The organism is Nocardiopsis deserti (genome assembly GCF_008638355.1).
GTDB lineage: Bacteria > Actinomycetota > Actinomycetes > Streptosporangiales > Streptosporangiaceae > Nocardiopsis > Nocardiopsis alborubida.
Window position 1 is genome coordinate 148,514 of record NZ_ML703350.1, and the last position, 14,949, is coordinate 163,462.

The 14,949-nt window shown below is 74.4% G+C and carries 10 protein-coding genes; 3 read left to right on the forward strand and 7 right to left on the reverse strand.

The window, feature by feature from the left end; translation table 11 throughout:
• Nucleotides 1–41: 41 nt before the first annotated feature.
• A complete protein-coding gene (locus FYW99_RS07985; RefSeq protein WP_150251683.1) occupies nt 42–1,274 on the forward strand; it encodes an aminotransferase-like domain-containing protein in 1,233 nt (410 codons plus the stop codon).
• A gap of 52 nt (nt 1,275–1,326) precedes the next feature.
• Nucleotides 1,327–2,277, forward strand: coding sequence for a D-alanine--D-alanine ligase family protein (locus tag FYW99_RS07990; protein WP_150251333.1), 951 nt, complete (start codon nt 1,327–1,329; stop codon nt 2,275–2,277).
• Between the two features lie 96 nt (nt 2,278–2,373).
• Here FYW99_RS07990 and FYW99_RS07995 read toward each other — a convergent pair whose 3' ends face one another.
• From FYW99_RS07995 to FYW99_RS08025, 7 genes are all read right to left on the reverse strand, one after another.
• Nucleotides 2,374–3,363 (reverse strand): FAD binding domain-containing protein, encoded by a 990-nt coding sequence (locus FYW99_RS07995; RefSeq protein ID WP_150251334.1) that lies wholly within the window; start codon nt 3,361–3,363, stop codon nt 2,374–2,376.
• A complete protein-coding gene (locus FYW99_RS08000; RefSeq protein WP_150251335.1) occupies nt 3,360–6,008 on the reverse strand; it encodes a molybdopterin-dependent oxidoreductase in 2,649 nt (882 codons plus the stop codon). Before FYW99_RS08000 ends, FYW99_RS07995 begins: the two co-directional genes overlap by 4 nt.
• 210 nt (nt 6,009–6,218) lie before the next feature.
• Entirely contained in the window at nt 6,219–7,661 is a 1,443-nt protein-coding gene (locus FYW99_RS08005) for an NCS2 family permease (protein ID WP_150251336.1), read from the reverse strand.
• 202 nt (nt 7,662–7,863) lie between these two features.
• Nucleotides 7,864–10,296, reverse strand: a complete 2,433-nt coding sequence (locus tag FYW99_RS08010) for a molybdopterin cofactor-binding domain-containing protein (RefSeq protein ID WP_150251337.1) — start codon at nt 10,294–10,296, stop codon at nt 7,864–7,866.
• Entirely contained in the window at nt 10,296–11,663 is a 1,368-nt protein-coding gene (locus FYW99_RS08015) for an 8-oxoguanine deaminase (RefSeq protein WP_150251338.1), read from the reverse strand. The genes FYW99_RS08010 and FYW99_RS08015 overlap by 1 nt, the downstream gene beginning before the upstream one ends.
• Entirely contained in the window at nt 11,660–12,169 is a 510-nt protein-coding gene (locus FYW99_RS08020) for a (2Fe-2S)-binding protein (protein WP_150251339.1), read from the reverse strand. Before FYW99_RS08020 ends, FYW99_RS08015 begins: the two co-directional genes overlap by 4 nt.
• Nucleotides 12,160–13,029: an FAD binding domain-containing protein gene (locus FYW99_RS08025; protein ID WP_061080865.1), complete on the reverse strand. Its 870-nt coding sequence runs from the start codon at nt 13,027–13,029 to the stop codon at nt 12,160–12,162. The genes FYW99_RS08020 and FYW99_RS08025 overlap by 10 nt, the downstream gene beginning before the upstream one ends.
• Nucleotides 13,030–13,295: 266 nt before the next feature.
• Between FYW99_RS08025 and FYW99_RS08030 the strand changes: the two genes are divergently transcribed.
• On the forward strand, nt 13,296–14,858 hold the full coding sequence (locus FYW99_RS08030) for a PucR family transcriptional regulator (RefSeq protein ID WP_150251340.1): 1,563 nt from the start codon (nt 13,296–13,298) through the stop codon (nt 14,856–14,858).
• Nucleotides 14,859–14,949 lie beyond the last annotated feature (91 nt).

Consider the following 14,949-nt stretch of genomic DNA (forward strand, 5'->3'; position numbering starts at 1 on the left):
TCGACCCGCACGTCGGCCGCTACGCACGCCGAGCACAGGGCATGGTCGCATCGGAGGTCCGCGCACTCTTCGCCGTCGCGTCGCGTCCCGAGGTGGTCTCCCTCGCCGGGGGCATGCCCAACGTCGCGGCACTGCCCCTGGAGCAGATCGGCGAGCTGGTCAAGGACGTCGTCTCCGAGGAGGGCACGGCCGCCCTCCAGTACGGCTCCGCCCAGGGCGACCCCGTGCTGCGCGAGCAGCTCTGCGACTACATGTCGCTGGAGGGCATCACCGCCAGCCCCGACGACGTCATCGTCACCGTCGGCTCCCAGCAGGCCCTGGACCTGATCACCCGCGTCTTCGTCGATCCGGGCGACATCGTGCTGACCGAGGCCCCCACCTACGTCACCGCGATCAACACCTTCGCCGCCTTCCAGGCCGACATCCGCCACGTGGGCATGGACGAGCAGGGCGTGATCCCCGAGGAGCTGGAGGAGGCGCTCGTCCGCGCCGAGCTGGACGGGCGGCCGGTGAAGTTCTTCTACACCATCCCCAACTTCCAGAACCCCGCCGGGATCACCATGACGGCCGAGCGGCGCGCGCGGGTGACCGAGACCTGCGAGCGCCACGACGTGCTCATCGTCGAGGACAACCCCTACGGTCTGCTGCGCTACGACGGCGACCCCGAGCCCACCCTCTACTCCCAGAGCGAGGGCAACGTCGTCTACCTGGGGTCGCTGTCCAAGACCTTCTCGCCCGGCCTGCGCATCGGCTGGGCGCTGGCCCCCGCCGCGGTGCGCGCCAAGCTCGTCCTGGCCGCCGAGTCGGCGATGCTCAGCCACTCCACCTTCAACCAGCTGGTGGTACGCCGCTACCTCCACACCTTCCCCTGGCGCGAGCAGATCAAGTCGTTCAACACCATGTACGGCGAACGCCGCGACGCGATGCTCAACGCGCTGACCGCGATGATGCCCGCGGGCTGCACCTGGACCCGCCCCCAGGGCGGATTCTTCGTCTGGGCCACCCTGCCCGAGGGCATCGACTCCAAGGCCATGCTTCCCCGGGCCGTCACCGAACGGGTCGCCTACGTGCCCGGCACCGGCTTCTACGCCGACGGCCGCGGCCGGGCCAACATGCGCCTGAGCTTCTGCTACCCCACACCCGAGCAGATCCGCGAGGGCGTGCGCCGTCTTGTCGGAGCCATCGAGGGTGAGATCGACCTGCGTGATACGTTCGGCACCACCCTGGCCCCGAGCACCGAGGGCGTACAGGCCCCCGCTCCGGACCTGCCCTGACACCCCATGAGGGCACCCCATCATGACAGCAGCACAGAAGGAGGTCCGCGCCGTGGCAGACCTTGACCGGGTCCTCGTCCTGGCCGGGGGCCTGTCCCCCGAACACGAGGTGAGCGTCCACTCCGGGCGCGGCGTCGCCGAGGCGCTGCGCCGACTGGGCGTGGAGGTCCAGGTCGCCGACGTGGACTCCACCCTGTTGGACCGCCTCGTCCAGGATCCGCCGCAGGTGGTCTTCCCCGTCCTGCACGGGGCCGCGGGGGAGGACGGCGCCATCCGGGAGGTCCTGGAACTGGTCGGGGTGCCCTACGTGGGCGCCCGGCCGGGGGGCTGCCGTCTGGCCTACTCCAAGCCCGCAGCCAAGGCGCTGCTGGCCGCCAGGGGCGTGCGGGTGCCGCGCGGCGCCGCCCTGCCCAAGTCGACCTTCCACGACCTGGGCGCTCCGGCGCTGATGGAGCGGCTCGCCGACCGGCTGGGCCTGCCGCTGTTCGTCAAGCCCGACCGCGGCGGCTCCGCCTTCGGCGCGGCCCCGGTCGGCTCGGTGCAGGAGCTGTCGGCCGCCCTGGTGTCCTGCTTCGCCTACAGCGACTCGGCCCTGGTCGAGGAGCAGGTGCAGGGCACCGAGCTGGCCGTGGGCGTCCTCGACACCGGCGACGGGCCGGTGGCGCTGCCGCCGGTGGAGATCGTGCCCGACGGCGGGGTGTACGACTACGCCGCCCGCTACACCGCCGGGCGCACCGAGTTCTTCTGCCCGGCGCGCCTGGACCCCGCCACCGTCGCCGAGGCCACGGAGGTGGCGCTGACCGCGCACCGCGTCCTGGGGCTGCGGGACCTGTCCCGCACCGACGTCATCGTGGGGGCCGACGGCCGTGTCACCTTCCTGGAGACCAACGTGGCCCCGGGCCTGACCGAGACCTCCACCTTCCCGATGGGGGCGGCCGCCGCCGGGCTGGACTTCGGGGTCGCGTGCCGGGAGCTGGCCCACCAGGCGCTGCTGCGCGGCTGACCTTTCCGACGGGCCCAGGCCGCGGGCCGGGACCGCCGATCCCGGCGGCCCCGGCCCGCGGCCTGTCTCTGGGGCGCCCGTGCGGCCCGCGTCGCCTCAGTCGCCCGGGGCGTCCAGGGCCCGCTCCAGGACGTCGCGCACGGTGGCGCTCAGCAGCTCCACCTTGTACCCGGTCGCGGGCAGCGGGGAACACAGATCGGCCAGGCCCTCCAGGGCCCCGGCCACGCCCTCGTCCAGTGCCCGGCCCGCACGCGCGCCCACCAGAGCGGCCTCCACCTCGGGCAGCCGCAGCGGAGTGCGGGCCACCCCGCCCACGGCCACAGCCGCCGAGGTCACCGGCCCCGAACCCCCGTCCGCCAGGGCCAGGCGCACCACCGCCTCCACCAGCGGCCACTCCGCGCGGGAGCGCCCGGTGGCACGGCGGTAGGCGGACCGCTCACCCGGAACCGGGACCGGCAGCGCCACCGACACCAGCACCCGGTCCGGCTCCAGCACGTGGTCGCGGGTCGGGTCGGCGGCGTCGTAGAGGTCGGCCACCGCCATCTCGGTCCGCCCGTCGCCCGCCACCAGCACCGACGCGTCGTGGGCCAGCAGCGCCACCGCCAGCGAGGACGGGTGCGGAGCCGCACACGGGCCCTGGTCCACGACCACCCCGTACAGGTGGTCGCCCCCGCGCGCAGGGCAGGAGTCCCCGCCCGTCTGGAAGCAGTCGAAGGCCGGGTTGCGCAGGTACCAGCACCGGTTGCGCTGGAGCAGGTTGCCGCCCAGCGTCGCGGCGTTGCGTACCTGCGGCGTGGCCAGCGCCCGCGCCGTGGCCGCCAGCGCCGGATAGGCCGCGGCCAGCGCGGGGTCCGCGGACAGCTCGGCGACGCCGGTCAGCGCGCCCACCCGGGCCGAGCCGTCGGGGCGCCACTCCACCCCGCGCAGCTCCTCCACCCCGGTCAGGTCGACCACGGGCGCCGGTTCCAGGACCCCCGAGGCCAGGCACGCCGTCAGGTCGGTGCCCCCGGCGCGCGGGCGGGCGCCCGTGCCCTCCAGCCCGGTCAGGGCCTCCTCCAGCCCCGTGGGGCGTGTGGTCACGGTCATCGCAGTCCCTCCAGCAGTCGGTCCGGGCGGATGGGCAGGTCCAGGGGACGCCAGCCGGTGGCGTCGTGCACGGCGTTGGCCACGGACGCGGCCACGCCCACCAGCGAGATCTCGCCCAGGCCGACCCCCGCGCCCGCGGCGTGCTCGAAGCCCTCCTGGTGGAAGTGCACCTCGGTCTCGGGGACGTCGCCCAGCCCCGGGAGCCGGTAGTCCTCCAGGTTGTCGGTGAGCACCACCCCGGTGGCCGGGTCGTGGCGGCGCTCCTCGAAGAGCGCGTACCCCACGCCCTGCACCACGGCCCCCTCGGCCTGGTTGCGGGCCAGCCGCTCGGCGTACACGCGGCCCACGGCCAGCCCCGCCCAGCAGCGGGTGGGACGCACCCGGCCCAGCAGGGTGTCCACCTCCACCTCCATCACGTGCACGGCGCCGCTCATGCCCCGGCCCACGGCCAGGTCGTCCATGTTCGGGGTGAGCGCGCCCCGGCGGTCCCGGCCGCGCTCACCGACCACCCGCACCCCCTCGGCCGCGGTCAGCGCGTCCTTGAGGGTGTGCTCGGGGACCGGCCCCGTGGCGGGGACCCGCGGCTCGCGCTCGCGCAGCTCGGCGCGCAGCCGGTCGGCGGCGTCGGCCGCGGCGGGCCCCATCGAGGTGGTGGTGCGGCTGCCGAAGGAACCCGTGCCGTGCACCGAGGAGCTGTCACCGATCTCCACGCGCACGTCGGCGGCGGACATCCCCAGCCGCTCGGCGACCACCTCGCCCAGGACCGTGCGGATACCGGTGCCGATGTCCTGGGTGGCCGAGCGCACGACCACCGCGCCGTCGCGGACCGACAGCTCGACCTTCGCGCTCGGGCCCATGAGGTAGAGCCAGTTGGAGGCGGCGACGCCGACCCCGCGCCGGAACCGGCCGGTGCGGGGCCCGCGCGGGCGCTCGCGCCACAGTTCCAGGGCGGCGGCCCGCTCGTACAGGGCCCGGCGCTTGGGGTTGCCGTCCCAGCGGCGGCGCAGGGTCAGGGGGTCCTCGCCCAGACGGTGGGCCATCGTGTCCACGGCCTGCTCCACGGCCCAGGACATCGGGGCGCCGCCGGGGGCGCGCATGGGCAGGCCCGGCGGGCGGTGGGTGACCACGTCGAAGTCGCGGGCCCGGCGCGGTGAGCGCCCGTACATCAGCAGTCCGAAGACGGCCGTGGTGGAGCCCACCGAGACGCCGCCGTCGCCGTGGGAGTCCACGGTCATCGCCGCCAGGTCTCCGGAGTCGTCGGCGAGCAGCGCCACCCGGGTGCGGGTTCCGGGGCGGTTCCCGGCGTCGGTGAGCTCCTCGGCGCGGTCGAAGGACACACGCACCGGGGCGTGGGCGAGCCGGGACAGCTCGACCGCGGCGACCATGTCGACCGACAGCTTGGCCTTGGCGCCGAAGCCGCCGCCGACGTACTCGCTGAGCACGTGCACCTTCTCCGGTGGCAGCTCCCAGCGCTCGGCGGCCTTCCGGGCGACCTTGGCCACCGCCTGGGTGGACGTCCGCAGGGTCAGCGAGCCGTCGCGGTCCCAGGAGGCCACGCACACGTGCGGCTCCAGCGGGCTGTGCATCTGCACGGCGGTGGTGTACTCCTGGGCCACCAGGCGCGGGTCCCGCCGTTCGGCGGCCGCGCGCAGGCGCCGCACCGCGGTGGCGCCGCGCCAGCCGACGCTGGAGGGGCCGCGCGTGTTGCCGTCCCAACGGGCAGGGAGGCCGGGGCCCTCTCCGTAGGAGGGGGCGGCCTGCCGTTCGGCGCGCGTGGTGTACACCTGCGGGGTGTCCTTCGCGCGCGCCTCCTCGACATCGAGCACGGCGGGCAGGGGGTCGTAGTCCACCCGCACGGCCCGGGCGGCGGCGCGGGCCAGGGCCGCGGTGGGCGCGGACACCGCGGCGACGGGCTGGCCGACGTAGCGCACCGTGCGCTCCTCGCCCAGCAGGTCGACGAACACCGGGTGCGTGTCCACGGGCTGTCCGGGCCCCGGGCGGCGGGCGGCCGCGCTCCGCGCCCCGCCGGGGTCGACGGCGCGCACCCGCGCGTGGGCGTGGGAGGAGCGCACGATCACCCCCTCCCAGGTGCCCTCGGGGGCCAGGTCGGCGCTGAAGCGGGCCCGGCCGGTGACCTTGGCCAGGGCGTCCGCGCGCGGCGGCGCCTGCTCGGGCTCGGTGTCGAACTCGCCCGCGCAGGCGGCGTCCACGGCGGCGAAGATCCCCTCGTAGGCGCCGCAGCGGCACAGGTGCCCGGCCAGGGCGTCGGCCACGCGGTCGCGGCCGGGGCGGACGTCGCCGTGCTCGGCGCGCCAGGAGTCGACGAAGGCGGAGGCCTCCACCACGAACCCGGGCGTGCAGTAGCCGCACTGGAGCCCGTCGTGGGCGGCGAAGGCGCGCTGGACGGGGTGGTCGCCGCCCAGGCCCTCCACGGTGGTGACCTCGCGGTCTTCCAACAGGTCGGCGGGCAGCAGGCACGAGGCGGTGGGCGCTCCCTCCACCAGGACGGTGCAGGCGCCGCAGACCCCGGTGCCGCAGGCGATCTTGGTGCCGGTCAGGCCGAGACGGTCGCGGATGTGCTCGGCCGCCGTGGTGTCGGGGGAGTCGGGGGCGGGGGAGGAGACGCCGTTGACTCGAACGTTCATGGGGTGGCTTCCCTCGATACGAAGTTGACAATGTCAACTTATGGGCGTCGCCGACCGCTGTCAACGAGGTATCGCGTCCCGTGCGGCCGCGCCCTCCGCCACGGAGGGCTCCGCCGCTGCTCCGGGGACGCGCGGCCCCGAGCGGGCCACGGGAAAAAGGGAGGCCGGGCCGCCTCCTCGGCGGTCCGGCCTCCCCTCGGCGGTTCCGGCTCAAAACCCCAGCGCGTGCATGGAGAAGTGGAACGCGAACACGGCCGAGAGCACCCACATCAGCCAGCCCACGTCGCGCACGCGCCCCTGGGCCGACCTGACCAGCGTGTAGGAGATGATCCCGATGCCGATACCGCTGGCGATGTCGAAGGTGAACGGCATCATCGCGATGGTCAGGAAGGCCGGGATCGCCACGGCGATGTCCGACCAGTCGATCTCCCTGATGTGCATCATCATCATGGCGCCCACCAGCACCATCGCCACGGCCGCGGCCTGAGCCGGGACCATGCCGAACACCGGGGCCAGGAAGATCGCCGCGAGGAAGAGCAGCCCCGTGACCACGCTCGCCAGACCGGTCCGGGCGCCCTCGCTCACCCCCGCCGTGGACTCCACGAACACCAGCGTCGCGGAGGAGCTGGTCAGGCCCCCGGTCACGGCGCCCGCGCCGTCGGTCACCAGAATCTGGTTGACCCGGGGCATGTGCCCGCTGGCGTCGGCGATGTCGGCCTTGGTGCCGATGGCCAGGATGGTGCCCAGCGCGTCGAAGAACCCGGCCAGCACCAGGGTGAACAGGATGACGCCCGCGGTGGTCGCACCGGCCGAGACCCAGGCGCCGAACATGTCCACCTGGAGCAGCAGGCCGAAGTCGGGCGCCGCGAACGGGTTCCCGGGCAGTTCGGGGCTGGCCCCGCCCCAGGCCTGCGCGTCCAGGCCCGCCGCGTAGTGCACGACGATCGCCAGGACCGTGGCGCCGACGATGCCGTAGAAGATCGCGCCGGGCACCCCGCGCACCAGCAGGACGCTGGCCAGCACCAGGCCGCACACGAAGACCAGGATCGGCCACCCGTCGAGGTGGCCGCCACCCCCGGCCGCGCCGATCTGGAGCAGGCCGCCGCCCTCCCCGGCACTGACGAAGCCCGCGTTGTCCAGCCCGATGAGGGACACGAACAGGCCGATGCCCACGCCGATGGCCATCTTGAGGTTGTGCGGCAGCGCGTTCATCACCGCGGTCCGCACACCGGTCACGACCATGAGGATGATGGCGACGCCCTGCCACACGACCAGGCCCATCACCTCGGGCCAGGCCATCACGGGCGCGGCCTGGTAGGCCACGACCGCCATCACCCCCAGGGCGGCGGCGCAGGCGATCGGCGCCCGGCCGACCACCCCCATCATGATGGTGACCAGCCCGGCGGACAGGGCGGTCATGGTGGTCAGCTGGCCCGCGGACAGCACGTCGCCGTTCACGTCGGAGACGCCGCTGAGGATGATCGGGTTCAGGACGATGATGTAGGCCATCGCCATGAAGGTGGTCAGTCCGCCGCGGACCTCGCGCCCGAAGGTGGAGCCGCGCTCGCTGACGAAGAAGAAGCGGTCGAGCCAGGATCGAGCCGTGGGCTTCCGGGCCCCCGAGTGCGGGCCGGAGTCCTTGAGTCGGGTCATGTCCCCTCCTGGAAGGAGATGAGCATGGCAGACATCGCCATGTGTAGGGGGGTGGCTGCTCTCGGTGTTCACGTGAGGGTGTGCAGGACGACGCTGTCCTGCCGGTGTGCACCCGCCCCGGTGCCGGGGCGCCGACGAACCCGGGGCGGGCGGTTCATGGGGGGCGGCGCGGCGGGGGACTCCGCCGCGCCGCCCGTCGCGGCTACAGCTCGATGCCCACGATGTCCTCCGGGCGCACCGGCGCGTGGGTCAGGGCCCTGCCCGTGGCCGCGCGCACCGCGGCAACGACGGCCGGGGTCGAGGACAGCGTCGGCGGCTCACCCGCGCCGCGCAGTCCGTAGGGCGCGTGCGGGTCCGGGCGCTCCAGCACGTCGATCCGCATCGGCGGCGTGTCCAGGATGGTGGGGATGAGGTAGTCGGTGAACGAGGGGTTGCGGATCTCCCCGTCCTTGACCTGCACCTCCTCCATCAGCGCCAGGCCCAGACCCTGCGTGGAGCCGCCCTGGATCTGCCCGGCCAGCTGCTGGGGGTGCAGTACCCGGCCCACGTCCTGCACCGCGTCGAGCGTGATCACCTTCACCAGGCCCAGCTCCACGTCCACGTCCACCACGGCCCGGTGCACGCACATCCCGAACTGGGTGTGCGAGGAGCCCTGGCCCAGCCTGGGGTCGAGCATCTCGGTGGGCCGGTGGTGGTACTCGCGGGTGTGCTCGACCACCGTGCCGCCGCGCGTCGACTCCCCCAGCAGGTCCGCCAGGGACACCAGCGCGCCGACCGTGGCCGACACCAGCTTGCCGCCGTCCAGGGACAGGTCGGTGTCGGGCAGCGCCTCGGGCACGATCCCGCGCTCGCGGGCCAGCGCGAACACCTCGGCGCGCACCGACGCGCACGCGGTCATGACCGCGCCGCCGGTCATGTACGACTGCCGCGAGGCCGAGGAGGAGCCCGCCGAGCCGACCCGGGTGTCGGCGGGGGCGATGACCACCTTCTCCACGCCCAGCTCGGTCCGGGCGATCTGCCCCTTGACCGTCACCAGGCCCTGACCCACCTCGGCCGCCGCCGTGTGCACCAGCACCACCGGCTCGCCGCCCACGACCTCCAGCCGCACCCGCGCGGTGGAGTAGTCGTCGAACCCCTCCGAGAAGCACAGGTTCTTCAGCCCCAGGCCGTAGCCCACACCGCGCACCACGCCCTCGCCGCGCGTGGTGCCCGCCACCCCGCCAGGCAGGGTGCGCTGGTCGGCGGGGTCGGCCAGCGCGTCGCGCTCGGGCGGCATCGGCAGGTCGCGGCAGCGCTCCAGCATCTCCGCCATCGGCAGCGGCATGTCGATCTCCTGGCCCGTGATGATCCGCGAGCCCTGGGACATGGCGTTCCTGATCCGCAGGTCCACCGGGTGCATCCCCAGCTCCTCGGCGAGCCGGTCCATCTGCGACTCGTAGGCGAAGCAGGCCTGCACCGCGCCGAACCCGCGCATCGCGCCGCACGGAGGGTTGTTGGTGTACACCCCGTAGGCGTCCACCAGCACGTTCTCCACCTCGTAGGGGCCGATGCCCAGGGAGGAGGCCACGCCCACCACCGCCGGGGTCGCCGACGCGTACGCGCCGCCGTCCACGATGATCTCCGCCGTGGCGTAGAGCAGCGTGCCGTCCGCGCGCGCCCCGTGCTCGTAGCGCATCCTGGCCGGGTGCCGGTGCACGTGCCCGTAGAAGGACTCCTCGCGGTTGTACACGAACTTGACCGGTCTGCCGGTGCGCAGCGCCAGCAGGGCCGCGTGGATCTGCATCGACAGGTCCTCGCGGGCGCCGAAGGCACCGCCCACCCCGGCCAGGGTCAGCCGCACCTTCTCCTCGGGCAGCCCCAGCGCCGGGGCGATCTGGCGCTGGTCCACGTGCAGCCACTGCGTGGCCACGTACAGGTCCACCCCGCCGTCCTCGGCCGGGACGGCCATGCCCGACTCCGGGCCCAGGAAGGCCTGGTCCTGCATACCGACCTCGTACTCGGAGGACACCACCGCGTGGGCCTCGGCGCGCAGCCGCTCCAGCACCTCGCCCTCGCGCCCGGCCGAGCCCGCCGCGGCGGCGAACGCACCCGTGCGCACCGGCTGGTAGCGCAGCCGGTTGCCGCGCGGGTTGTACTCGGGGTGGTCGGGGACCGTGCCCGGCTCGTGCACCGGCGGGCAGTCGGGGTCCAGCGCGGCCCGCCGGGAGTCGCTGACCGGCTCCAGCACCGCGTAGTCCACCCGGACGCGCTCCATCGCCCGCCGGGCGGTCTCGGGGTGGTCGGCGGCCACGATCGCCACCGCCTCGCCCTTGTAGCGCACCTTGCCGAAGGCCAGCACCGGCTGGTCCTGGTACTCCAGCCCGTAGCGCTTGTGCCCGGGCACGTCCTCGTGGGTGAGCACCGCGTGCACCCCGGGCACCTTCAGCGCCTCGGTGACGTCGATGCCGCGGATCTCGGCGTGCGGGTGGGGGCTGCGCAGGGTCGCCCCCCACAGCATGTCCTCCATCCACATGTCCGAGGAGTAGGCGAACTCGCCGGTGACCTTCAGGGTCCCGTCGGGGCGGCGCGGGCTGGAGCCCACCCCGTCCCTGGTCGTGCTCGTCAGGTCCGTCACGGTACGGGTCGTCGCCGCCATCAGCGGCTCACCTCCTGCGTCAGGGCGCGGTGCGCCGCACGGCCGCGCGCGGCGGCGGTCTCGGCGGACAGGGTGCGCAGCTCACCGCGGTCGACGACGGTGCTCCCGCCGACCCAGAGCCGCTCCAGGGGCGGGGTGGGGCCGAAGACCGCCGCCACCACCGGGTCCCCGATCACGTCGTAGCCGAACCCGTCCACCCGCCACAGGGCGATGTCGGCCAGCTTGCCCACCGCCAGGGAGCCCAGTTCGGCGTCGCGGCCCAGCACCCGGGCGCCGCCCAGGGTGGCCATCTCCAGCGCCTGGCGGGCGCTGAGCGCCGTGGGGCCCCTGCGGGCGCGGGCCATCAACAGCGCCTGGTGCATCTCCCCGGCCAGCGGCGTCAGCTCGCTGGAGGCCGGGCCGTCCACGCCCAGCCCCACCGGCACGCCCGCCTCCAGCAGTTCGGGGACCCGGCAGATCCCCGCGCCCAGGCGGGCGTTGGAGGTGGGGCAGTGCGCCACCCCGGTGCCCGTGGACGCGATCCGCTTGATCGCCGCGTCCGACAGGTGCACGGCGTGCGCGAACCACACGTCCGGGCCCAGCCAGCCGAGCTTCTCGGCGTACTCCACGGGGGTGCACCCGAACTCCTCCAGGCACTGCTGCTCCTCGTCGAGCGTCTCGGCCAGGTGGGTGTGCAGCCGCACCCCCCGGTCCCGGGCCAGCGCCGCGCTCTCCACCATCAGCCCGCGCGAGACCGAGAACGGCGAGCACGGGGCCACCGCCACCCGCGTCATCGCCTCGGGCGCGGTGTCGTGGTGGGCGTCGATGGCCTCGGCGGTGCCCGCCAGGGCCCGCTCCAGCGACTCCACCACGGCGTCCGGCGGCAGCCCGCCCTGGCTCTGTCCCCGGTCCATCGACCCGCGGGCCAGGTCCAGGCGCACGCCCACCTCGCGGGCCGCCTCCACCTCGGCGGCCACGATGTCGCCGCGGCCCGAGGGGTGGACGTAGTGGTGGTCGGAGGCGGTCGTGCACCCCGACAGCGCCAGGTGCGCCAGACCGGCCGAGGTCGTCCCCGACACCACGTCGGCGTCCAGGCGGCCCCAGATCTCGTAGGAGCCCACCAGCCACTCGAAGAGCGTGCCGTCGGCGAACAGCCCCTGCGTCGCCCACTGGTAGAGGTGGTTGTGCGTGTTGACCAGGCCCGGCGTGACCAGGCACCCGCGCCCGTCCACGCGTTCGAGGCCCTCGGCCCCGGGGGCCGGCCCCGTGCCCACCGCGGCGATGCGCCCTTCGCGCACCACCACGTGGCCGTCGGCGTACTCCGCGCCGTCCACGGTCACCACGTGGGCGCCCTCGACGACGAACCCGTTCCCGTCCACCGCGCTCACGAGCCGCTCCCGACCCGCCGCGAGGCGGCCAGGCGCACCGCGTCGAGGATCTTCTCGTACCCGGTGCACCGGCACAGGTTGCCCGCCAGCGCCTCACGGATCTCGGCGTCCTCCGGCGCGGGCAGCCCCGCGCCCACCGTGCGCTCCAGCAGGTCGTCGGTCTGCACCAGCAGGCCCGGCGTGCAGAAACCGCACTGGACCGCGCCCGCCTCCACGAAGGCCTCCTGCACCGTGCCCAGCTCGCGCTCGGAGCCCTCGCCCCCGCCCTCGGTCAGGCCCTCCACGGTGCGCACCTCGCGCCCCTGCGCCTGACCGGCGGCGATCATGCACGAACACGCCGTCACGCCGTCGAAGTAGACCGTGCACGAGCCGCACTCGCCCTGCTCGCAGGCGTTCTTGCTGCCCGGCAGCCCCAGCCGCTCGCGCAGCACGTACAGCAGGCTCTCGCCCGCCCACACGTCGTCGGCGGTGACGTCCTCGCCGTTGACCCTGAAACTCACGCGCATCGCGTGGCTCCCTTCCGGTAGTCGGTGACCGACCAGCTCAGTGCGCGGCGCGCCATCACCGAGAGCGCGTGCCTGCGGTACTCGGCGCTGCCCCGCTGGTCGTCGATGGGGCGTGCGGCCGCGGCCACCAGTTCGCCGAACCTGCGCACGACCGGCTCCGCGAGCGGGCGGCCGTCCTCCCAGTCGAACTCCGCCGCCAGGAACTCCTCGGCGGCCTCCGCGCGCAGCGGTGTGGGACCGGCCGAGCCCACGCCCGTCCCCACGGCCCGGCGCCCGGTGTCCAGGGCCAGCGAGAAGGAGGTCACCGCGATGACCATCGCGTTGCGCGTGCCGATCTTGGCGAACTGCTGGGGGCCCGTCGGCTCGGGCAGCAGCACCGCCGTGATCAGCTCGTCGGCCTGGCGCGCGGTCGTGCGCAGCGACAGGTAGAACTCGCGGGCGGGCACCCGGCGCCTACCCCGCACCGACGCCAGCTCGACCACCGCGTCGGTGGCCAGCAGCGGCGGGTGGGACTCCCCGGCGGGCGAGGCGCCGCCCAGGTTGCCGCCCACGGTGCCGCGGTTGCGGATCTGCGGCGAGGCCACCGAACGCGAGGCCCTGGCCAGGGCCGGGGCCCGCTCCGACAGGTGCTCGATCACCGTGGTGTAGGGCACGCCCGCGCCCAGGCGGGTGTGCTCCCCGTCCGGCCCGAACTCGGCCAGTTCGGGGATCCGGGTCAGGTCGATCAGGGCGGGCGGCCGCCTCTTGTCGAAGTTGAGCTCCACCATCACGTCGGTGCCGCCCATGATGGGTACCGCCTCGGGCAGGGCGCTCTTCGCCTCAAGGGCCTCCTCCAGTGTGGAGGGGCTCAGGAACTCCATGCTCGGTCCTCTTGTCGCCATGGTCGTGCCGCCGCTCACTCGCGGCCCGGCGCGGTCTGTCGGTCGTGTCGTCCCTGGTGGGTCTCGTCGATGTTGTGAAGTACACCACTGGGGGTGCGGTCGCTACCAGCAAGTGATGACATGAAGTGTTCGCGGAACGAACGGTTATCGTTGGGCGTTTCCTACAAGTGGCGTCACCGGAGTAAGGTTCGCCGCCGTACCACCCGGGGGCGCCCGCCGCCCACACGAGCGACAGAGGGACGTTCATGCGGATCAGCGAGCTGCTCGCGGTCACACGGCTGCACCTGAGATTCCTGTCGGGGGCCGAGCACGCGCACCGCACCCTGCGGTGGGCCTACACCACCGACCTGCTCGAACCCGCCCGCTACCTGCGCGGCGGCGAGTTCGTCCTCACCGGCATGATGTGGCGTACCCGCCCCGAGGACTCGCGCACCTTCGTGGCCTCCGTCGCCGGGGCAGGGGCGGTCGCCGTCGGCGCCGGGACCGCCCTGGGCGAGGTCCCCGCCGACCTGGTGGAGGCCTGCCGCGCCCACGACCTGCCCCTGGTGGAGGTGCCCCCGGAGACCTCCTTCGGCGCGGTCACCGAGGAGGTGCTGCGTTCCCTGACCCAGCACCGCTTCACCACCATCGCCGAGACCCGGGACCGCCACCGCCGCCTCATGGCCGACGTCGCCGCCGGGGCCGACTTCCCCCGGGCCTTCGCCGAGGCCGCCTCGCAGACCGGGCGGGCCGCTTGGGCCTTGTCCTGCACGGGCCGCCACATCGCCGCCTCCGGAGGGCCCCTGCCCGAGGACGAGCGCGAGTGGATCGCCACCCGCGCCCTGACCGGCCTCACCCTGCCGCACACCGTCCGCACGCCCCAACGGGAGGACCGCGCCCTCACGCTCCTGCCCGTCCAGGCCCGCGAGTCCCACCCCCTGGCCACCTGGCTGGTGGTCTGCGAGGGCGACCACGGCTCCTGGACCGAGGAGGAGCACGAGTCGGTGGCCGAACTCGTCTCCATCGCCGGGCTCGCCCGCAGCCGGGCCGAGGAGCGAGCCCTGACCGACGCCCGCCACCTGGAGGGGCTGCCCCGGTTGCTGGCCGCCCAGCGCTTCGACGAGGTCACCGAACTCCTGCGCGGCACCGACCCGGCCAGCGGCCAGGGCAGCCACGTCGTGGTCAGCGCCGTCCTGCTGCCCGAGCCCCGGGTGCCCGACCTGGCCCGGCGCGTGCTCGCCGAACTGGTCGCCGACCGCCCCGGTGCCGTCGTCACCGGCGACGAGGACGCCCTGGCCGTCGTCCCGGTGGCCGGGACCGACGCCCGCGCCAGCGCCGAGGACGTCCGCGCCGCGCTGCTGCGCCGTGCCCGCGTCCTGGAGGGCGGCCTGCTCGACCACCGGCTCGCCATCGGCCTCAGCTCGGCCGTGCGGGGCGTGCCCGACCTGCGCGGCGCCGCCGTGGAGGCCCGCCACGCCCGCCGCCTGGCCGAGTTGCGCGGCGGCCGGTCCCGGGTGATCGCCGGGGCCGAGATCGACTCCCACGAGCTGCTGCTGGCCTCGGTTCCCGAGGAGGTGCAGTCCTCCTACCGCGAGCGGCTCCTGGGCCCGCTGTTGGCCTATGACCGCGACCACCGCTCGGAGCTGGTGCAGACCCTGGAGCAGTTCCTGGCCCACTCGGGTTCCTGGCAGCGCTGCGCCGCCACCATGCACGTGCACGTCAACACGCTGCGGTACCGGATCGGCCGGGTGGAGGAGCTGACCGGACGGGACCTGAGCAGCCTGGAGCACCGGGTGGACCTGTTCCTGGCGCTCAAGCTCCGGGACTGAGGTCCCTCCGGGGGAGGGGAGCGGCCCCGCACCGGGTGGTCCGCGTCAGGGAGTGGGCGCGCCGGAGCGCGCGTGTCACAGGCCGGCGCTA

Coding starts and splice junctions, on each gene's coding strand:
- FYW99_RS07985 (WP_150251683.1), top strand. CDS start 42: ATGGTCGCATCGGAGGTCCGCGCACTCTTCGCCGTCGCGTCGCGTCCC.
- FYW99_RS07995 (WP_150251334.1), bottom strand. CDS start 3,363: ATGACCGTGACCACACGCCCCACGGGGCTGGAGGAGGCCCTGACCGGG.
- FYW99_RS08000 (WP_150251335.1), bottom strand. CDS start 6,008: ATGAACGTTCGAGTCAACGGCGTCTCCTCCCCCGCCCCCGACTCCCCC.
- FYW99_RS08005 (WP_150251336.1), bottom strand. CDS start 7,661: ATGACCCGACTCAAGGACTCCGGCCCGCACTCGGGGGCCCGGAAGCCC.
- FYW99_RS08010 (WP_150251337.1), bottom strand. CDS start 10,296: ATGGCGGCGACGACCCGTACCGTGACGGACCTGACGAGCACGACCAGG.
- FYW99_RS08020 (WP_150251339.1), bottom strand. CDS start 12,169: ATGCGCGTGAGTTTCAGGGTCAACGGCGAGGACGTCACCGCCGACGAC.
- FYW99_RS08025 (WP_061080865.1), bottom strand. CDS start 13,029: ATGGAGTTCCTGAGCCCCTCCACACTGGAGGAGGCCCTTGAGGCGAAG.
- FYW99_RS08030 (WP_150251340.1), top strand. CDS start 13,296: ATGCGGATCAGCGAGCTGCTCGCGGTCACACGGCTGCACCTGAGATTC.